The sequence below is a fragment of the Caldalkalibacillus mannanilyticus JCM 10596 genome, from assembly GCF_000615945.1.
In the GTDB taxonomy this organism is placed as follows: Bacteria; Bacillota; Bacilli; order Caldalkalibacillales; family JCM-10596; genus Bacillus_AT; species Bacillus_AT mannanilyticus.
In genome coordinates, this window is sequence record NZ_BAMO01000004.1 from 21,891 (window position 1) to 41,432 (window position 19,542).

Genomic DNA, 19,542 nt, shown 5'->3' on the forward strand with positions numbered 1-19,542 from the left:
CAAAAGTCGATGGATTTCGTTATTGGGAAAATATGTGACTTTTCTACTTCAAAAAACATTATCACAAATCCAAATTTTCGCAACATTTGTTAAAAAAGAAGAAGAGCACTAACTTTAGGTTAGTGCTCCGTGTAAAAAGCAGGAGTAGATTAATATCCTCTTGCTCCTCGTACAGCAGCTTGCGCATCAACGATACCATAGCCATATTCATTGAAGTTACCAGCATATTGAGCTGTATTTCTCAAAATCGTACGCGCATTAGCAACAGAAATGTTTCTATTTACTGATCTCATTAATCCTGCAACTCCAGCTACATGAGGTGTAGCCATAGAAGTACCAGAAAGTGATCTGAATTGATTATTTGGATAGGTGCTATAGATCCCTGATCCTGGAGCCATGATTTCAAGACCTGATCCATAGTTAGAGAAAGCTGATCTTGTTCTATTAGATGTTACAGATCCTACGGCAATAACACTGCTGTATGCAGCTGGGTAAGAAATGCTTCCTCTATAATCATTACCAGTAGCTGCCACAACAATGGTTCCTCTAGCAACAGCTGTACGGCAAGCTTCATCCATTCCTTGATTATAACCGCCACCGCCTAAAGACATGTTGATAACATCTGATCCAATGCTAGAAGCATATAGAATTCCTTGTTGAATTCCGTATAATGATCCTCTACCGTCATCTCCTAATACCTTTACAGGGATTAATGTAGCATTTCTCATAACTCCAGATACGGAACCATAACTAGCAATTGTACCAGCTACATGTGTTCCGTGTCCTTGAACATCCCTTGTTGTACCACCAACAAAACTTCTTCCTAGGCTAGTATTGACAAAGTTTCTTAAACTACCATGGTTAGCATCAATTCCAGTGTCCAATACAGCGATTCTTACAGCACTTGAACCTTGAGTCATAGTCCAAGCTTGAGGAGCTTTAATCATCTCATAATGCCATCTTTGATTGTTATGCATTTCCATTTCAATGTCTTCTGTTGTGATTTCATCTGATACTAGGTCTAACGCTGGAGCAGCCTCAAAAGCCTCCATCATATAGTTCTCAGATACATAACGAACCTTGTAACCTAAATCTTGTAAAACATTGGTTAAGTATTTTTTTGCTTCTTCAATAGATTTATAATCTTTGTGAGAATACTCTGTCAAATAGACTAATCCCATATTCTCGATCACTTCAGCCTGAAAATCATTACTGAAAGCTTGAACTGAGAAATCATCTCCTTCTGCTAGAAGAGAGTCTACAATAGCAAAGCCTTTATCTTTTAAAGTGGTCGCTTGCATAGTGACATCGCCTGTACTAGCCAGTGAGAAATTAGCATCTGCTTCTACTGAAAAGATTAACTGTCCTTCAACAAACTCATAATCTTTAAAATCTATCGAAGCTTCTGGTTGATTCGCATTCGAGAATCCTGTAAATAATGTTAATACCAATAGAATACTTAGCGCTGTACTGAACCATTTTTTCATGTCATTTCCCCCTAATAATTAATAGATTGATAAATCTACAAAATAAAACAAGACATTTCTACAAGACTTTCTTCTAGCTATCCAAAACCAAAAATATGAACAATCAAACTATTCATATAGATCTCTCCTTTTGAATAATTTTGAAAATATGAAATATACTTTCAACTAAATTCTAACAAAAGTCGATGGATTCCGTTATTGGGAAAATATGTGCTTTTTTTATATTAATAAATATTAAAAACAATCCAAATTTTCACAACTTTTTACATTAAAATATTTGTGTTGCTAGACATTACCATTTTACTTATGATTAATTTATAGATCTCTGTAAATTTCAAATCTTAAGAAATAATAATCTAAAATCTATGATGGAGGTTCCTATGTTTGGACAAAAAATTCATTATTTTAGGAAATTAAAAGGACTGACTCAGGAACAACTAGCTCATGGTATATGCTCTGTATCACACTTAAGCAAGATAGAAAATGGACATGAAACACCTAGCCCTCATATGTTAGATCACCTGTGTAAGCGACTGAATATATCTCCAACAGAAATAGATTCTCAGGGGGATATAGAAACTATTACACAGAAGCTTCAAGAATGGTATATTTTCCTAGGCAATAGAGATCTTAAAGAGGCTGCTCACAGATATCCACTTCTAAAAGAACAAATCTATCAGATTCAAGACCCAAATCTCTTGCTTAAATTCAAAATCTTCACATTACACTATCAACTTTTGCTGCGTGATATCAAATCAGCAAGGAGAATCGTTAAAGAAATCGAGCCATTTGAAAAAAAGCTTAATTCTGACCTCAAGTACTATTACTACCTATTCTATGGATTTTACTCATTTCTGAACGAAAATTATTTTGAAGCTCTCAAATTATACAAGCTGGCAGAGAAAATACGTGATGAACAATTCATCCAAGAGCCCGAGGTATATTACTACTTATCTCTAATTAATATGCAGCTGCATAGGACCTTTCAGTCGTTCAAATATGCTGAAATGTCACTAAATATTTTTCAGAGAGATTGTAATTATATTCGTAGCATCGATTGTCAGATTTTATTAGGAGTAAATATGACTCGTACTCATCAATATGATCAAGCTGAGAAATATCTATCTAATGCCTTGCAGATGGCTGAAAAGCTAAGTAACTGTGAATTGATGAGCTACAGCTATCACAATCTGGGTTACATGTATTTAAGCCAAGGCAACTATCAAAAAGCTATCCATAATTTTCTGAAAAGCTCTGAATGCTGGGAAGAGGAGCATTATGAAAAAAAAGTGAGGACCTATTATTGCTTAGCCAAAGCTTATATTGAATTGCATGATTACCCTAAAGCAATGAAGTGGATTGATCGGGGGGTAACAACAGCAAAGCAAAATAATCTGAAAGAATTTGTTCTTCATTTTAAATACTTAACCTTCAAAATCTATCCCACACACCATATTCAATTGGAAACCTTGCTGAAGAATGAATTGATACCATATTTTGAAGCTAAAAAAGACTGGTATAATGTTGCCAATTATGCAGAAGTTCTTGCTGAATATTATTCTAAGAAGTTTAAATACAAAGATTCTAGCTACTATTATTTCTTAGTAAATGAATCCAGAAAAAAGATGTATAGCGAGGAAAGCTAATCATTGCTACAGATTAAATTTTTGAATGGAGAACAATGAAACTGTAAACTTCCTTTTTGTAAGCCGATATTATTTAGAGAGTCAAAGTATCTCTAATATAAATAAAGAAGGTGAAGCTATGAAAAGTCATCCAGAAAAAAATATAGGCTTAAGGAAAGGAAGCTTGAAAAACCGAATTATCGCTGTCACACTCATTTTATTTTTAGCTATCATTACCATTAGCACGTCCATCAATATTATGACAGTCCAAAGCAACGTTTCAGAAGCGGTTCTAGATAAAAGCATCAATCAGGTTCATGAGATTGCCAGACAAGCAGAATTTTTACTCAAATATGGAAGTCCTGCTGAACTCCAATCTTTTGTCGAACAAAAGACAGAACAGGAAGAAGTAGCTTATGCCATCGTTATCGACAAAACAGTTACAGCAGTCGCACATAGTGATGCAGAAAGAATCGGAAGAAATTATCAAGATGACGCCTACTCGGTGGATGGTGCACAAAACGGAAACATTATGACCTCTAAATTTTTTGCCGATCTACAGAATAGTTGGACATACGATATTATGGTTCCTATCTATATTGACGGACAATTATATGGGGCAATGGATGTAGGAATTTTTGAAGGAAACATTAATCAAGTCACAAATAGTATTCTCCTCAGACAAATTACTTCTGTGGCTATCGGCTGTATTCTATTTATTATATTTATGTTTGTATTTCTAAGTAGAATGTTTAAACCACTATCATTAGCCGTGGATAAATGTAATGAGATGGGGGAGGGACGTTTTACTGATTTCATTGATTCAAAGTATACAGAAAGAAATGATGAAATTGGAAAGATGGCACTTGCCTTAAACAATATGCAAGAGAATTTCATGGCCCTTATCACTGACATTGGAAGCACTTCGAAAGCAGTGGCTTCTTCATCTGAAGAGCTAAAAGCAAGAAGTCAAGAATCATCCTATTCTTCAATTGAAGTAGCAAAAGCTATCGAAGAAATTGCTAAGGGAGCAAGTGAACAAGCAACAGATACTGAACAAGGAGCCACTAGTATTGGAGATCTTGGAGAATTAATTGAGAAAAATCAAGAATATATTCGCACGCTTAATACTTCTGCGGATGAAGTAAGCAAAATCAAGGATGAGGGCTTACTGATTCTTTCCGATCTTGTGGAAAAGACAAAAGCTAATAATACAGCGGCTAAAAAAGTTCATGAAATCATTGTTTCAACAAATGAAAGCTCAGAAAAAATCGAGAATGCCAGTCAGATGATTGGAAACATTGCAGAGCAAACAAACTTATTAGCACTTAATGCAGCTATTGAAGCTGCAAGAGCAGGTGAAGCTGGAAAAGGATTTGCCGTTGTAGCAGGCGAAATTCGTAAGTTGGCAGAACAGTCTAATCAATTTACCAAGGAAATTGCGGAGGTTATCCAAGATTTAACGGATAAAACAGGACATGCGGTAAATACTATTCAAGAAGTGAACGAAATTGTTACTTCTCAAACAACAAGTGTTGATACAACCAATGAGAAGTTTGAAGGAATTGCTAACTCCATCGAAAGAATTAAAGAAATTATTACTGACTTAAATCGATCAGGTAGCAATATGGAAACCAAAAAGGATGAAATGATTCAAATCATTCAAAACCTATCTGCCATCTCTGAGGAAAATGCAGCGGGTACTGAACAAGCTGCCGCTTCAGTCCAAGAGCAAACAGATTCTGTTGCTGAAATTGCTAACGCGAGTGAAACGTTAAGTGATTTAGCGAAGAAAATGGAGGAGAGCGTTTCTAAATTTAAGTATTAATTTTTGATTTATATTAATAAAAAGCCTAATTTCTTAGAAAAATTAAGAAATTGGGCTTTTCCTTTACAATGTTACAATTCTATCGTGGCATTACTCCATTTTCGAGACAGTGGTCTATAAATGTTTCTACAATAATAAATGCTAATCCTATTTTTATGCAACAAATCCACCCATTATAAATTTTTGAATGGTCAAAAATAAGCCCCATACAACAATTCCTAATAAAATCGAAATAGATACATGAAGAGAATATTTTATCCCAATATAAATCACCAGCAGCATGGCAGCAGTAGCCGGAAAACCAGCTAGAACTCCCATGGTGAAGCGGGTTATACTCTGAGTGGATTCCCCTTGAATGGTTAACCATATGATACTTAGTATGCTGATTAAAGGCAGGGCAGCTATAATGCCTCCGTATAAGGGGAAGCGCCTGGCTAATTCAGTAACAAGACCGATAATCACTGCAGAACTAATAATTTTTATGATCAGATACATTATTTTGAAACCTCGCTTAATAAGCCTAATGCTTTAACTACCTCTTGCTTTTCACTAGTGGTCAATTTACTAAGGGCACCTTGTAGTTTTTCCTCATCTAATTCCGTGTTCTGTTTTAATACGGCTAAACCTGCTTCTGTTAAATGTAAATACACTTTTCGTTGGTCTTCTTCGGACCTCTCTTTATACAGCCATTTCTTATCCACTAGTTTTTTCACATGTTCGGAGGCTGTATTGTGCGAAATCGATAAATGCTCGGCAATGTCACGTATCATGACATATTGCCTTTTTTGTACTATTTGTAAAATACGGACACCTTGGTGTGAAATACTTTCCTCCTGTGAAGGATGTAGATTGAAATAAATATCAGTAAAGTATTGATTAATTTCTTTAATCATGAAGACACCTCCAATAGATCGATTAAACAGATTATATCTTATTTAACGATATATATTCAACAAAAATATGTTGTAGATCCTAGTTTAGTTGGAGGACTTCTTTGAAAAAATCATAGAAGTATCCTTAAAAATATTGTAAGATAAGGGTTATGTTACTATTTATTTAACAGATGAGGTGTGTCATGTTCTATTTATCCAAACTAATGAGGTTTTTGAAACAATGAAAATGAGAAAAGTAACTCTAGCATTGTCAATCGTCATTGTGACTATATTATTCGCTGTCCTGATCTATAAAAAGGGGATTATTTTAGACCATATAGGGATTCATTTTGAGTCCCCATTTACCAAGAAAGTTCATGTTCCACAAATCTACTCTACAATCGATAACAATCATAATGGCATTCCAGATCCTCTTGATATTGTCAATGCGGCTAGGAAAGAGGTCGAACAAAAAACAAACTATAAAAGTGTTTATTATGATGGGGGTTATCCTCCTGATTCTGAGGGTGTATGCACAGATGTAGTTTGGCGTGGGCTTCTTGGGGCAGGAATTTCATTCAAAGACCTCATTGATCAAGATATTGCCGAAAATATTGATCTATATCCAAGAGTAGGGGGAAATCCTGATCCTAACATTGATTTTCGACGTGTACCCAATCAATACGTCTATTTTGAAAGATTCGCTGACTCTTTACCAACAGAACTCATCCCTGGTGATGTCGAGAATTTAAAAGAGTGGCAACCAGGAGATATTGTTGTTTTTTTAGCTAAAGGCTTTCATCATGTAGGAATTGTTTCAGATAAACGAGCAAAGGACGGAACTCCCTATTTTATTCACAATATTCATCCCTTTGCTGCAGAAGTGAAATTAACTTCCTTCAGCACCCCAATAAAAGGACATTATCGTTGGAGATATAGCGGGGTTGAACCAGAAAGGAGGTGAATGGCTATTTCTACTATTAACCTTAAGTTTATGCTGATCGCAATATTTTCAAGTTTCTTTGTGCATAAAACATTAGGATCATTAGGGATAATAAACCTAAATTCTTTAGTGGTAGACTTTCTAAGCTATGTCATTATTCTTTTCGTCATCTACGCTGCTCTAGACTTTCGCAATGTAAAGAAGATGTTAATAAAGAGTAACTAAGCATACCATATGAAATCTGCTGGCGAGTTTGTGTATATTACAGTAAACGATACTGTGTTATAACTCTGAAAATGAAAGCAAGATGGAAAACCGAATTGTTTTCCATCTTGCTTTTTTTTTCAACTATTCTTTACACTGTAATACTTTTCACAGCAAACATAACACATAAAAAAATAAATGTAATATACTATATTGCCAAATTCGGTTAATTAGTATAACATATTAATAAAATTATGATGTTAAAAAATAATTGTGGTGGGAAGAGGGAGAGTGTAACAGATGAAGAATAAATATGTTTTTTTATTTGATGAAGGTAATCAGCAGATGAAAACAATTTTAGGGGGCAAAGGAGCAAATCTAGCAGAAATGACTCGTGCTGGATTACCTGTACCCGAAGGATTTACTGTTAGTACGGACGCTTGTAAAGCCTACTATGAGTTTGAACGTCAACTAACGGCAGATATTCTCCAGCAAATGAAAGAGGCTTTACATCAACTTGAAATGCGTTCTGGAAAAAAGCTTGGAGATCAATCCAATCCATTGTTAGTATCTGTACGCTCTGGTTCCGTGTACTCAATGCCCGGGATGATGGATACTGTATTGAATCTTGGTCTTAATGATGAAACGGTAGAAGGGCTAGCCCAATTAACAAATGATAAACGTTTCGCCTATGACTGCTACCGGCGTTTCTTACAAATGTTTGGTGATGTAGTGCTAGGTATCCCACACTATTTATATGACAACGCTCTATTAGAAATAAAAAGAGAGGCAGGAGTGACCTCTGATCCGGAGCTGACATTTGAACACTGGATGAGAGTCATTACAGCATATAAAAACATTACAATAAAAGAAACGGGAGAGGGATTTCCTCAAAATCCATTTGATCAGCTAGAATTAGCTGTTAAAGCTGTATTCGATTCTTGGAATAACCAGCGCGCTAAGGTGTACCGTAAAGCTCATCAGATTCCTGAACATCTAGGTACAGCTGTCAATATTCAGCTAATGGTCTTTGGTAACATGGGCAATGATTCAGGAACAGGTGTTGCCTTCACCAGAAATCCCTCAACAGGTGAAAACACATTATATGGAGAGTACCTCATCAACGCACAGGGAGAAGACGTCGTGGCTGGAATCAGAACTCCTGAACCAATTGAACGTCTTCAAGAACAGATGCCCGAGGTATATCATCAGTTCCAGAACATTTGTCAACAACTAGAAAATCATTATTTAGATATGCAAGACATTGAATTTACTGTAGAAAAAGGAACTCTATATATTTTACAAACAAGAAACGGAAAACGAACGGCTAAGGCGGCGGTGAAAATTGCAGTGGATATGGTTCAAGAAGGACTTATTACACGAGATGAAGCGATCATGCGTATCGACCCAAATAGTCTAGATCAAATTCTGCATCGCGGGTTAGATCAGAATGCTCACATGAATATCATTGCGAAAGGATTACCTGCTTCACCAGGAGCCGCAACAGGGAAGGTAGTCTTTGATGCGAATCTGGCTCAAAGACTCGCACACCAAGGGGAAAGCGTCATTTTAGTTCGACCAGAAACCACACCGGATGACATACATGGAATTATTGCCTCAGCTGGTATATTAACAAGCCGTGGGGGAATGACTTCTCATGCCGCTGTCGTTGCTCGTGGTATGGGAAAATCATGTATATGTGGCTGTGAAGAAATAAAAATAGACCTGCAAGCTAAACAATTTAAGGTGCACAGTTATACAATTCATGAAGGGGATATCATCACCATCGATGGTGGAACAGGGCGAGTCATTTTAGGAGAAGCTGCTCTTGTTGATCCAGAGTTCACAGACGAGTTCAAAACCTTATTACTATGGGCTGAAGATATAAAAGAAATTCATGTTCGTGCCAATGCCGACAATCCTCAAGATGCAAAGATTTCCAGAGGATTTGGTGCTGAAGGAATTGGTCTTTGTCGAACCGAGCATATGTTCATGGACAGCACACGTATCCCGATTGTACAAGAAATGATCCTAGCAGAATCAACTCCAGAGCGTCTCAAGGCTTTAGAACGATTATTACCTATCCAGCAAAATGATTTCTATGGCATTTTTAAAGAGATGCAAGATTTACCTGTTACGATTCGTCTCTTAGATCCTCCATTGCATGAGTTTTTACCTAGTGTCGAGGACTTATTGGTTAAAGTCACCTTATTGCGTGAAAGAAAAGAGAATCCATCTGATCTTCTGCAATTAGAAGAATTATTAAGGAAAGTACAAACGTTGCATGAGTTTAATCCCATGCTTGGTCATCGAGGATGTCGTTTAGGAATCATTTATCCAGAAATCTACTCTATGCAAGTAGAAGCCATTCTTCGAGCGGTCATTCAATTAAAGAGAGAAGGGATTCAATGTTTTCCAGAAATCATGATTCCTCTAGTGGGGCATGTCAAAGAATTAAGTATCATGAAAAGAGTCGTACATCAAACTGCTCAAAGATTGATGGAGGAGGAGAAAGAGCATGTAGAATACACAGTTGGAACGATGATCGAGGTTCCACGCGCAGCATTAACGGCTGATGAAATTGCCTTAGAAGCTGACTTTTTCTCTTTTGGCACAAATGATTTAACGCAGACTACGTTTGGATATAGTCGGGATGATGCAGAAGGGAAGTTTCTAAGCTACTATGTAGATAGTCAAATACTAGACCATAACCCATTTGAAATCCTTGATCAAAGTGGTGTAGGAAAATTGGTGAAAATGGGAGCAGAATTAGGAAGGAAGACGAAGCCGAATCTAAAACTAGGAATTTGTGGAGAACATGGTGGTGAAAAATCCTCTATCCGTTTCTGCTATGAAACTGGCTTGGATTATGTCAGCTGTTCTCCCTACCGTATACCAATTGCTCGCTTAGCCGCGGCACAAGCGGTGCTTCAATCAGGAAGAGCTAAAACAGAAACATCTCAGCTTTAGTATATTGTGAGATCAATCCCTTTTAAGTAGAGAGGCATGAAAGCATTCCCTTAAGATGAATGTTACTCTTCTACTTTAAAAGGGATTTTCTATTCATTGTCGAAATTAAAAAAGTAATGAGAACATATCATACTTTTTCGGGTAAAATAGTAAGATAAACAAATGAAACAGAGGAAGAAAGGTGTTTATGATTTTATGCAGACATATATTGTAGTGGGCGCAGGGATACTCGGGGCTTCTACTGCTTATCACTTGGCAAAAGCAGGAGCACAGGTCACATTAGTAGATCGACAAGACCTTGGTCAGGCTACCGATGCAGCTGCAGGAATTATTTGTCCTTGGCTGACCCAACGTCGAAACAAAGCATGGTATCAATTGGCGAAAAACGGGGCAAAATTCTACCCTTCTTTGATCAGAACATTGGAAACAGAGGGGATTGAAAACACTGGTTATGCTCGAGTTGGGGCGATCAGTCTGCACACCGATCCAGAAAAGTTAGATAAAATGGAAGAAAGGGCGAACCTTCGACGAGAAGAAGCTCCAGAAATAGGTGCGATAAAACGGCTATCAGCGAAGGAAACAACTCAGATGTTCCCACCATTAGATCCTAAGTTCAGTTCCTTATATGTTAGTGGGGGAGCGCGGGTAAATGGTCGAGCATTAAAAAATGCTCTAGTGAAGACAGCTCAACGGTATGGAGCTTCTCTAGTAAAAGGAAGCGCTTCCCTCATCTATAATAATGATCAAGTTAGCGGGGTAGAGGTAGAAGGGAGAAGGTTAGAAGCAGATCAAGTCATTGTAACCACTGGTGCTTGGGTAAAAGAGTTATTACAGCCTTTAGATGTTCACTTCTTAATTACACCTCAAAAGGCTCAGATTATCCATCTTGAAATACCACAAGCGGATACAAGTCACTGGCCTGTTGTCATGCCTCCCAATAACCAGTACATCCTAACCTTTGATCATGGTCGCGTTGTGATCGGAGCCACCCATGAAGACGAGATGGGATTTGACACAAAAGCTACAGCAGGAGGAATGTATGAGGTCTTACATAAAGCATTGGAGGTTGCACCTGGTTTAAAGGATAGTACTTTTCTTGAAACAAGGGTTGGCTTTCGCCCAGTTGCACCGGATTTTCTCCCTGTGATAGGTTCCCTTCCTAAGGTAAAAGGTCTCATGTTGGCCAATGGATTAGGTGCCTCAGGTTTAACAGTGGGGCCTTACCTTGGCTTTGAATTGGCTAAGCTAGCTCTAAATCAAGCAGTAGACATCGAGCTTACAAACTATGCAGTAGATACCGCCATAAAAACAGAAGAAAATTAATTTCTAGGTGTCATAATTCATCAAATTTTTCAGGATTTATTTGCTATAGTAAAGTCATTAATGATATTTTGCATGACTTAAGATCACTGCTATTAAATTAAATCCACAATCAAGTTTCGTGGTATTTAATAGAGAGGCACCTTTATTTCCTAAACATCAGAGTCTAGACTCATAGGATGTACTATGTCTGAGGAGGAAACTGCTTTGGAAGTAAATCTTGAAGAACAGAAAAGAATACTAGCTATGTGTCAAACTGTCTTTGAACAATTTATGCATGCTTATTTAACAGAACGAGATTTAAAGAAGTGCTGTGAAATGGCTTCTGCAATAGGAATTACTAGCTTTGGCACTGGACGTGACGAGAAAATTTGGAATCAAGATGATTTTATCAAGTTTTATACAAGAGATATGGAAAGTGTACCCGATCCGATCCCTTTTCATATAAAGAACCACCATTTGTATATGCCTGCACCTGGTTTGGTTATTGCACAATCTATCATTGATCTCCATCCTTACATTCAGGGATATGAGGTTACTCTTCGTGATATTAGACAAACGATGGTTTTCGGATTTGAAGAGGGCAAACCAGTGATTTGTCACATACATACTTCCTTACCAACCAATGTTCATGAGGATGAAGAATCTTATCCTCTCAAAGAAATCCAAGCTGTTTCAGAGGTGGTCAATCGGCTAGTGTCTGAAAAAACGCAGGATTTAAAAGAAGCCTACCACGAATTGGAGGAGGTTGTTGTACGTGATTGTCTGACGGGTTTATTTAATAGAAATAAATTTGATGATGTCTTATTACAGGAAATAAAACGTTCAAATCGTTATCTTTCAACATTTAGCCTTATTATCTGTGACATTGATCATTTTAAGCATATTAATGATACTTATGGGCATTTAAAAGGGGATCAAATCCTGAAATTATTGGCACAAATAATCTTGAATCATACCCGCGAAACGGACCTTTGCTGTCGATGGGGAGGAGAGGAATTTGCTATCATCTTGCCTGAAACGGGGCCTAAAGAAGCCCAGATTATTGCCGAAAAAATCCGTTTGTCTATTTTCAGAAATCAATGTATAGAGTCCGAACATATTACGGTTAGTCTTGGAATCGCTTCATTCCATTCTGGGGATTGTCCTAACACACTTTTTAGCCGCGCAGATTGTGCACTATATCGAGCAAAGCAGAGTGGTCGAAATAAAAGCGTGTTTATAGATGAGATTAAAGTAAAAGAGAATTAATCTACCGTAATAATATTATGTAAACTAAAGGAGATCCATCACCTACATGAAAAAACATACATTCATCGCCTTAATTTTTACATTTATTTTTCTTCTTTCTGGTTGTGGGGAGGGGAGTAAATCTGGAAAAAGCTATGAGAAAGACATTCTTCGTCACTTAAGCTATAGCTACAATGAAGATTTTGAAGTGGTAGACCGAATAGGGGAAAATACTCAAGGCTACGAAAAACTAATTCTATCACCAGTCAATAATGCAAATATAACGTTTCATGCAGAAATCGGATATTTTGCTAGATTAGGTGACATCATGAAATCACGTCATGTTAGTCATAACTATATTGAAGCTATTTTCTATACCTATTCTCCTGAACCATATCGTACTTATTTGGGTCAAGCCATTTCAGACGATCTGATAGCTGAAATGAAGGCAGTCGGATTCAGTGTTCTTACTAAATATGATAAGGCAAGGGACAACCCTTATTTAATCGCAAATATTACAGAAGATGATCTTATCCCTCTATCTCAAAGCCTTTTTAACATCATTTGTGAGCTTTATGAATATAAACCGCCGAAAACAAGCTTTGGTATGTTAGGAGATCGTTTTGTGATCCCTATTCAATTTGAACAAAGTACTTATATCTATCATTATACTTTTGAATTAGCTGGTAAATTACCTTACGATTCTTATGAAGTATATAGCAAGCTTAGAAGAGAGTATGAGAGTCAAGAAAGGAAGCGCAATGATGAAAAAGAATAACTTCTTAGTATGCTTAAGTCTTTCATTGTTACTTCTTCTCGCTGGATGTATGGATAGCAAGCCAAAATCAGGAGAAACCTATCAAAATAAGACAAAAGATTTACTCAAGTCTATCTATGGTATCGAATTTACCTTTTCAAAAGTGGTAGGAAAAAATGAAGACGGCTTCGACATTCTAGAATTTTATCCAACTATTAATCCAGATATTACCTTTAGATACCACTCGTTTGTAAATGAAGACTATCCAAATTCAAGTTCAAAATATCATTACGGTGACAATTATCTTGGAACTTTAGCTATTATTAAATATCCTGAACTTTATACAAAGTATTTTGGAAAAACAGTAGATTCTTCTGCTATATTAGAAGAGTTTCAAGCCTACGATACGCGAGAAGTTGATCTGCGAGATTTTATGAGAACAACGGATTATGTTCTTGTCATTACAGAGGACAATTTGCTACAAATAGCGGAGGGAATGGCAGAGATTATTAAAGAGGTTTGGGGATTCCCTGAGTTAGCTCGTTATGGCGGTTATAAAAGAGCCATTTTACCCTTCCGGTTTGCCAATCAAAAAAATCAAGATGCAGCATTCTATCTCTCAGATTTCATTTATGGTGTTCATTCAGATCAATTAACCACTGAAATTATGAACGACATCACCCAACGATACGATTATATGAAAGCAATCGGAGAGATCTCTGAAAGCAACTAACTCTTTTTAACATCAAAACCCCACCTGTTATCAGAAAATAGGTGGGGTTTCGATCCTTTATGGCGAATCGTCTTTCGTTTCGGTTTCGCTGTGAAAGTTAAGCCTGATCCAAATCGACAGCAGGTCCAAAAAACTCAAAATGAATGTTTTCTTGAGGCACGTTCCAATCAAGCAAAGCTTGACGAATGGCTTTCATGAATGGAAGCGGACCACAGAAATAAAAATCTGCTTCATTTGATGGTAGAATTTCCTTCAGCCAAGCAAGATCAATATACCCCTCCTTATCGAATTTTCCATCCACACGATCCTTTTCCGTTGGTGCCTCATAACAGAAGAAGGATTTCACATTTTTATGATCAACGGCCAGGTTTTCCACATCATCCCTCATAGCATGGTAATCTCCATTAATCGCAGCATGAATAAATGTAACTTCGCGTTCAGATTGACTTTCTACTAGTGTCTGCAACATACTCATCATAGGAGTAATACCCACTCCACCACTTATAAGAACAACAGGCAAACGACTACTCATATCTAATGTAAAATCACCGGCTGGGGCACTTATCTCTAAGGTATCTCCTTCATTTATTTGATCATGCAAATAATTAGATACTTTACCATCTGGAAGATCCTTCCCCTGCTCACGTTTTACACTAATACGATAATGGGATTTACCAGGAGAGTCAGATAAACTATATTGACGAATGTGTGTGTACTCATCGTTAGAATCTTTGATTTTCACACTAATATATTGACCAGGAAGAAAAGAAGAAACCATCTGACCATCCCGAGGCTTGAGATAAAAGGAAGTAATTACCTTGCTTTCTTGTACCTTCTTATCGACAAAAAAAGTACGAAATTCAGCCCAGCCCCCTTCTTGATGTTCAGTTTCTTCATACATTTCTTTTTCTACATCAATAAACACTTGAGCTATAACACCATAAGCCTCAGCCCAAGCCTGAATAATCTCTTCTGTAGCGGCATCTCCTAATACATCCTTAATCGCCATTAATAAATGTTCTCCAACAATCGGATAGTGTTCCGCTTTAACTCCAAGGCTTCGATGTTTATGACCAATTTGTTTTACTACTGGCAGAATTTTTTCTAATTCATCAATATGTTTGGCTGCTGCATAGACCGAATTAGCAAGTGCCGTTTGTTGTCTACCTTGTTTTTGATGGGCATGATTAAAAATATTCAAGAGTTCGGGGTGGTTCGAAAACATCATTTCATAAAATCGTTTTGTAATAGCTTGACCGTGAACTTCCAATACTGGAACAGTTGACTTGATCACTTTAATCGTTTGAGCGCTCAGCATAATAATAACCTCCATAAGCTGTTTAAATTCAGCACTAGATATTCTCGTACTGATATTAAAAGTGGTATTTTAAATACTACTTTATTGTAGACCCAATTTTTCACTGAAAGCAATATGTAAAATGCATCTTTAATAAAGATGTCACAATTGTGCTAAATATCATTGACAAAACGAATCATTTGCTTTCTTTTTTGGGGAGGCAAAAAATATGATAGAATAGAGGCAAGATCCTAAGCAATTGAAAGAGGTATAGGAGATGCGTTTAACATTATATACTGATTATTCACTAAGAGTACTCATTTATTTAGCCGCTCAAGAAAGCAACCGTCTCGTTAGTATTCAAGAAATTGCAGAAAGCTACAGCATCTCAAAGAATCATTTAATGAAAGTAATCTATGGATTGGGAAAACTAGGATACATTGAAACAATAAGAGGGAGGCAAGGTGGAATTCGGCTTGCCTTAAAGCCAATGGACATTTCCATAGGACAGGTCATTCGAAATACGGAGGAAGATTTCTATCTTGCTGAATGCTTCGATTCTGATAAGAATGCTTGTATTATTAGTTCGAGCTGCCGCTTAAAACATATCTTATATGATGCATTACAAGCTTATTTTAGCGTTTTAGATCAATACACTCTTGCTGATGTAGTCATAAATGAAACCAAATTGAGACAGCTATTCCAGTTCTCAGAGGAGCAGAATAAATGACCTCAATAGCTATGATGACGTAGCTGAGCAGCTTTTTTGTTGTATGCATCATCACCCATTACTACATAATAATGGGTGGTGATGTTTTTATTTTTTTTAAAAAAGTGGTTTAGAAATGACGATCGGTTGGGAACATTCATAGTGCCGTACCACAATTTCCCACCCGTCAAAAAAGTTTGACTAAGCATGAAGAAAACATGAGTTTTAACTTGAACATTTAACAAAAAGAAAGAGGAGAGAGATAAAATGACATTACTAGAGATTATTTTATTTGCATTGACAACAGTGTTGATTTACAACTATGTTTTTGGCTCAATCGTAAGTAGAACAAAAATAATTCGTCTTATTCCCATAGCTGGTATCGTCTTGATTCTCCATTTCATAATGGAAGGCTACAGAATTCAGATGATTCCTGCATACTTATTGTTTGCAATAACTGCAATAAGCTACATCTATTCACACTATCGATATAGTCAGTTAAGCTCAGGTGAAAATTCTAAAATGTGGAAAAGAATGACTGTCGGTATCCTAGGTACTCTTAGCATTGCTGCTGTATTTTTTGTCACCTTTTATTTATTCCCAATTGTCAAGCTAAAGGAACCAACTGGTCCCTATGCAGTTGGTACGGTAGACTATCATTGGGTTGATCCAGAAAGAAAGGAAACATTCACTTCAGATCCAAACGACCTACGTCAGATTATGGTGCGTGCCTGGTACCCAGCCGAGCTAACAGAAGACGCTGTAAAAGCACCTTATGCTTATGAAACTGATGTGATCAAGCAAATTCGAAAAAATGAAACGTCGCTAAAAGATCGAATCTTAGTACAGTCATTAGAAAAGGCTAAAAATTACTCATATACAAATATACCCATCTCCAATGAAGAAGAACAGTATCCTGTTTTAATTATGTCCCCAGGGTATGGCCTATCTCATTTCATGTACTCAAGTATGATAGAAAATTTGGCGAGTCACGGCTATATTGTATTCAGTATAGACCACACATACTACACGGACCTGCCGACAGTATTTCCCGATGGAATGATGTCAGAAGGTCAGGTAGAGATTGATTTAGATATGGACATCGATGAAGAAATCAAGGTTTGGATTGGAGATGCCTTACTAGCTATCGAAAATATTCACAAATTAGCTGAAAACGACCCTCATCATATCATGACTGGTAAACTAGATACATCTAGAATAGGAATGCTTGGTCACTCTTTAGGTGGCGCAGTAGTCGCTCAAATCATGCACCATCATGCTAAACTTGACGCAGGAGTTAATATGGATGGGTTCTTATTTGGAACTCCCATTGAAAACGGCTTAAATAATCCTTTTCTATTCATGAGAGGTTCTGAGGAAGCTGATGCGGGTGTTCCTCCGGAAGAGTTACCACAGGACATGATCGAATTAATAGAAGAAGATAAGAAACGAACTCAAGGTGTACTCAAGAACGGCGGGCAGCTTGTCGTTTTAGAGGAAGCAGATCACGATAGTTATTCAGATATCATGCTATACTCACCTCTGCTGACAGAACGCAACCCCCATTTATTAGATGAGATTAACGAGATCCTGCTCGAATTTTTCAACAAAAATGTGAAAGCTACCAATCCAACAACAACTTTATTAGACACTCGCAAAAAATGATACACTTGATGTATAATATGAGTTAGTCATTTTCTATAGATATAAAGTTGAAAGCGAGTGGGACAAATGGGTCGTAAATGGAATAATATTAAAGAAAAAAAAGCGTCAAAAGATAAAAATACGAGTCGTATTTATGCTAAATTTGGACGCGAAATTTATGTTGCTGCAAAGCAGGGAGAACCAGATCCAGAATCAAACCGCGCTTTAAAAGTGGTTCTTGAACGTGCGAAAACCTACAGTGTACCAAAAACGATTGTAGATCGAGCACTTGAGAAGGCAAAGGGTGGGGTTGAAGAAAACTATGATGAGCTCCGTTACGAAGGATTCGGCCCTAATGGTTCAATGGTAATAGTCGATGCACTAACCAATAATGTAAACCGCACAGCAGCAGAAGTACGTTCAGCCTTCACAAAAAATGGAGGAAATATGGGAGTAAGTGGTTCTGTAGCCTATATGTTTGATTCAACCGCTGTGATTGGAATTGAAGGCAAGACGGCTGAAGAGGTTCTCGAGCTTTTAATGGAAGCAGATGTCGATGTACGTGATATCCTAGAAGAAGATGAGGGTGTTATTGTCTATGCTGATCCAGAGCAATTCCATGCAGTACAAGAAGCCTTCAAAAATGTAGGAATTACAGACTTCACTGTCGCAGAATTAACCATGCTCGCACAAAACGATCTAACCCTACCCGAAGAGGCTCAGGCACAATTTGAGAAGTTAATTGATGCCTTAGAAGACTTAGAGGATGTTCAACAAGTATATCATAATGTTGATTTAGGAGAATAATCTTGCAACTCAGACCTCATGTTTTAGTGAGGTCTGTTTTTTATCTCGTTCTAATCGTCGGTAAGACTCCATCTGTTGGAAGTCTACTTATTATACAAGGGGAGAGTAAAATGCTTAATGTGAGCTCTCTATCTACATTCATTGCACAGTTGAATCAGAAAAAAGAGAATCATGTTGGATATTGCGGGGCTAGAGAAGAAGAGATCATGAATACCTTACTACATGATTTTTCTGACCTAGATCTAGAAACATCTTTTACTGTCATTTATGAAAACAACGAAATCATCGCAGCTTTAGGTCTGGATATCGATACCGAGCAAAAAAGTGCAGAAATTTGGGGACCTTTCATTGATCCAAATCAACCAAATTGGATCGATATAGCTCATACGCTATGGGCTGCCGCTATAGCTAAACAAGAAATACATGTTCACACTTATCACGGATTCTATAATGAAAAACATCAATACGCTAAACAGTTCATGAACCAACTTCATGCAAAGGAAAAAGATAAACACGCTATTCTCAAAGCCAATCATTCTGTATATAAGCATGAATTAAATCACTGTATCCAGGAATTTTCATTAAACTATTACGATGCTTTTGTTGAACTACATGAATCATCTTTTCCTAACACATATTATAACGGTCCTAATATAATAGAACGGATCAATGATCAGCGTAGATTGTTTATTTTAACTGAAGCAAGGAATTTAATAGGATATGTCTATGTAGAAGGAAATCGTGAATGTAAGGAAGGAAGCATTGAGTTTATAGCCGTTGCAACAAACGCAAGAAGGAAAGGAGCAGGAACATCGTTAGTAAGAACTGCCCTACATTTTCTTTTTTACCAAATAGGCCTTGATGAGATCTCGCTCTGTGTAAGTGCTAAAAACGAGCAGGCGATCCGTTTATATGTAAGAGCTGGATTTCAAGTTGAACATTTGTTAGATCACTACGTACTTGAGCAATAAGGGGATGAAAACGGGATTTGAGTAAATAATACCAAATCTTTCACTATTTCTTCACAAGAATAGCTCTAATGAGTCATAGTGAACCTGCAAAGGAAAGAATATACTAATTATTATTTCTATTTTTGGAGGATTACTATGTCAAAAA

The 19,542-nt window shown here is 37.0% G+C and carries 16 protein-coding genes; 12 read left to right on the top strand and 4 right to left on the bottom strand.

Translation table 11 applies throughout. The features are described 5' to 3' along the window. Positions 1-149: 149 nt before the first annotated feature. Entirely contained in the window at positions 150-1,487 is a 1,338-nt protein-coding gene (locus JCM10596_RS31010) for a S8 family serine peptidase (RefSeq protein WP_025025889.1), read from the bottom strand. Positions 1,488-1,867: 380 nt separating this feature from the next. On the opposite strand from JCM10596_RS31010, the gene JCM10596_RS03150 reads away from it, so the two are divergent. Together JCM10596_RS03150 and JCM10596_RS27430 are read left to right on the top strand one after the other, a co-directional pair. Beyond that, positions 1,868-3,133 carry a helix-turn-helix transcriptional regulator gene (locus tag JCM10596_RS03150; RefSeq protein ID WP_025025890.1) on the top strand — a complete coding sequence of 422 codons (1,266 nt, stop codon included), beginning with the start codon at positions 1,868-1,870 and terminating at the stop codon, positions 3,131-3,133. 118 nt (positions 3,134-3,251) lie between these two features. Continuing rightward, positions 3,252-4,940, top strand: coding sequence for a methyl-accepting chemotaxis protein (locus JCM10596_RS27430; protein WP_159102299.1), 1,689 nt, complete (start codon positions 3,252-3,254; stop codon positions 4,938-4,940). 153 nt (positions 4,941-5,093) lie between these two features. Here JCM10596_RS27430 and JCM10596_RS03160 read toward each other — a convergent pair whose 3' ends face one another. Further along, positions 5,094-5,435 carry a DUF3147 family protein gene (locus JCM10596_RS03160; RefSeq protein ID WP_025025892.1) on the bottom strand — a complete coding sequence of 114 codons (342 nt, stop codon included), beginning with the start codon at positions 5,433-5,435 and terminating at the stop codon, positions 5,094-5,096. Continuing rightward, positions 5,435-5,833 carry a MarR family winged helix-turn-helix transcriptional regulator gene (locus JCM10596_RS03165; protein WP_025025893.1) on the bottom strand — a complete coding sequence of 133 codons (399 nt, stop codon included), beginning with the start codon at positions 5,831-5,833 and terminating at the stop codon, positions 5,435-5,437. The genes JCM10596_RS03160 and JCM10596_RS03165 overlap by 1 nt, the downstream gene beginning before the upstream one ends. A gap of 220 nt (positions 5,834-6,053) precedes the next feature. Here JCM10596_RS03165 and JCM10596_RS03170 point away from each other — a divergent pair, with 220 nt between their 5' ends. From JCM10596_RS03170 to JCM10596_RS03200, 6 genes are all read left to right on the top strand, one after another. Then, positions 6,054-6,776 carry a DUF1287 domain-containing protein gene (locus tag JCM10596_RS03170; RefSeq protein WP_234410386.1) on the top strand — a complete coding sequence of 241 codons (723 nt, stop codon included), beginning with the start codon at positions 6,054-6,056 and terminating at the stop codon, positions 6,774-6,776. A gap of 483 nt (positions 6,777-7,259) precedes the next feature. Continuing rightward, positions 7,260-9,929, top strand: a complete 2,670-nt coding sequence (gene ppdK, locus JCM10596_RS03180) for a pyruvate, phosphate dikinase (RefSeq protein WP_025025896.1) — start codon at positions 7,260-7,262, stop codon at positions 9,927-9,929. 195 nt (positions 9,930-10,124) lie between these two features. Further along, entirely contained in the window at positions 10,125-11,252 is a 1,128-nt protein-coding gene (locus JCM10596_RS03185; protein WP_025025897.1) for an NAD(P)/FAD-dependent oxidoreductase, read from the top strand. 204 nt (positions 11,253-11,456) lie between these two features. Then, positions 11,457-12,500 (top strand): diguanylate cyclase, encoded by a 1,044-nt coding sequence (locus JCM10596_RS03190; RefSeq protein ID WP_159102300.1) that lies wholly within the window; start codon positions 11,457-11,459, stop codon positions 12,498-12,500. A gap of 46 nt (positions 12,501-12,546) precedes the next feature. Then, positions 12,547-13,257 (top strand): hypothetical protein, encoded by a 711-nt coding sequence (locus tag JCM10596_RS03195; protein ID WP_025025899.1) that lies wholly within the window; start codon positions 12,547-12,549, stop codon positions 13,255-13,257. Continuing rightward, complete coding sequence (locus JCM10596_RS03200) at positions 13,244-13,969, top strand: hypothetical protein (RefSeq protein ID WP_025025900.1); 726 nt, start codon at positions 13,244-13,246, stop codon at positions 13,967-13,969. Before JCM10596_RS03195 ends, JCM10596_RS03200 begins: the two co-directional genes overlap by 14 nt. A gap of 97 nt (positions 13,970-14,066) precedes the next feature. Here JCM10596_RS03200 and hmpA read toward each other — a convergent pair whose 3' ends face one another. Continuing rightward, on the bottom strand, positions 14,067-15,287 hold the full coding sequence (gene hmpA / locus JCM10596_RS03205) for an NO-inducible flavohemoprotein (RefSeq protein WP_025025901.1): 1,221 nt from the start codon (positions 15,285-15,287) through the stop codon (positions 14,067-14,069). A 256-nt stretch (positions 15,288-15,543) separates the two neighbouring features. Here hmpA and JCM10596_RS03210 point away from each other — a divergent pair, with 256 nt between their 5' ends. The 4 genes from JCM10596_RS03210 to JCM10596_RS03225 all read left to right on the top strand — a co-directional run bounded on the left by JCM10596_RS03210 (position 15,544) and on the right by JCM10596_RS03225 (position 19,397). Continuing rightward, entirely contained in the window at positions 15,544-15,996 is a 453-nt protein-coding gene (locus JCM10596_RS03210) for an RrF2 family transcriptional regulator (protein ID WP_025025902.1), read from the top strand. A 246-nt stretch (positions 15,997-16,242) separates the two neighbouring features. Continuing rightward, positions 16,243-17,640 (top strand): alpha/beta hydrolase family protein, encoded by a 1,398-nt coding sequence (locus JCM10596_RS03215; protein WP_025025903.1) that lies wholly within the window; start codon positions 16,243-16,245, stop codon positions 17,638-17,640. Between the two features lie 66 nt (positions 17,641-17,706). After that, a complete protein-coding gene (locus tag JCM10596_RS03220) occupies positions 17,707-18,426 on the top strand; it encodes a YebC/PmpR family DNA-binding transcriptional regulator (RefSeq protein ID WP_025025904.1) in 720 nt (239 codons plus the stop codon). A 110-nt stretch (positions 18,427-18,536) separates the two neighbouring features. Further along, on the top strand, positions 18,537-19,397 hold the full coding sequence (locus JCM10596_RS03225; RefSeq protein WP_034680387.1) for a GNAT family N-acetyltransferase: 861 nt from the start codon (positions 18,537-18,539) through the stop codon (positions 19,395-19,397). Positions 19,398-19,542 lie beyond the last annotated feature (145 nt).

Bases quoted from the DNA above. Each gene is read 5' to 3' on its own strand.
- JCM10596_RS03210 (WP_025025902.1), top strand. From the start codon at position 15,544: ATGCGTTTAACATTATATACTGATTATTCACTAAGAGTACTCATTTAT.
- JCM10596_RS03160 (WP_025025892.1), bottom strand. From the start codon at position 5,435: ATGTATCTGATCATAAAAATTATTAGTTCTGCAGTGATTATCGGTCTT.
- JCM10596_RS03165 (WP_025025893.1), bottom strand. From the start codon at position 5,833: ATGATTAAAGAAATTAATCAATACTTTACTGATATTTATTTCAATCTA.
- JCM10596_RS03185 (WP_025025897.1), top strand. From the start codon at position 10,125: ATGCAGACATATATTGTAGTGGGCGCAGGGATACTCGGGGCTTCTACT.
- hmpA (WP_025025901.1), bottom strand. From the start codon at position 15,287: ATGCTGAGCGCTCAAACGATTAAAGTGATCAAGTCAACTGTTCCAGTA.
- ppdK (WP_025025896.1), top strand. From the start codon at position 7,260: ATGAAGAATAAATATGTTTTTTTATTTGATGAAGGTAATCAGCAGATG.
- JCM10596_RS03220 (WP_025025904.1), top strand. From the start codon at position 17,707: ATGGGTCGTAAATGGAATAATATTAAAGAAAAAAAAGCGTCAAAAGAT.
- JCM10596_RS31010 (WP_025025889.1), bottom strand. From the start codon at position 1,487: ATGAAAAAATGGTTCAGTACAGCGCTAAGTATTCTATTGGTATTAACA.
- JCM10596_RS03150 (WP_025025890.1), top strand. From the start codon at position 1,868: ATGTTTGGACAAAAAATTCATTATTTTAGGAAATTAAAAGGACTGACT.
- JCM10596_RS03225 (WP_034680387.1), top strand. From the start codon at position 18,537: ATGCTTAATGTGAGCTCTCTATCTACATTCATTGCACAGTTGAATCAG.
- JCM10596_RS03195 (WP_025025899.1), top strand. From the start codon at position 12,547: ATGAAAAAACATACATTCATCGCCTTAATTTTTACATTTATTTTTCTT.
- JCM10596_RS03215 (WP_025025903.1), top strand. From the start codon at position 16,243: ATGACATTACTAGAGATTATTTTATTTGCATTGACAACAGTGTTGATT.
- JCM10596_RS03200 (WP_025025900.1), top strand. From the start codon at position 13,244: ATGAAAAAGAATAACTTCTTAGTATGCTTAAGTCTTTCATTGTTACTT.
- JCM10596_RS03170 (WP_234410386.1), top strand. From the start codon at position 6,054: ATGAAAATGAGAAAAGTAACTCTAGCATTGTCAATCGTCATTGTGACT.
- JCM10596_RS27430 (WP_159102299.1), top strand. From the start codon at position 3,252: ATGAAAAGTCATCCAGAAAAAAATATAGGCTTAAGGAAAGGAAGCTTG.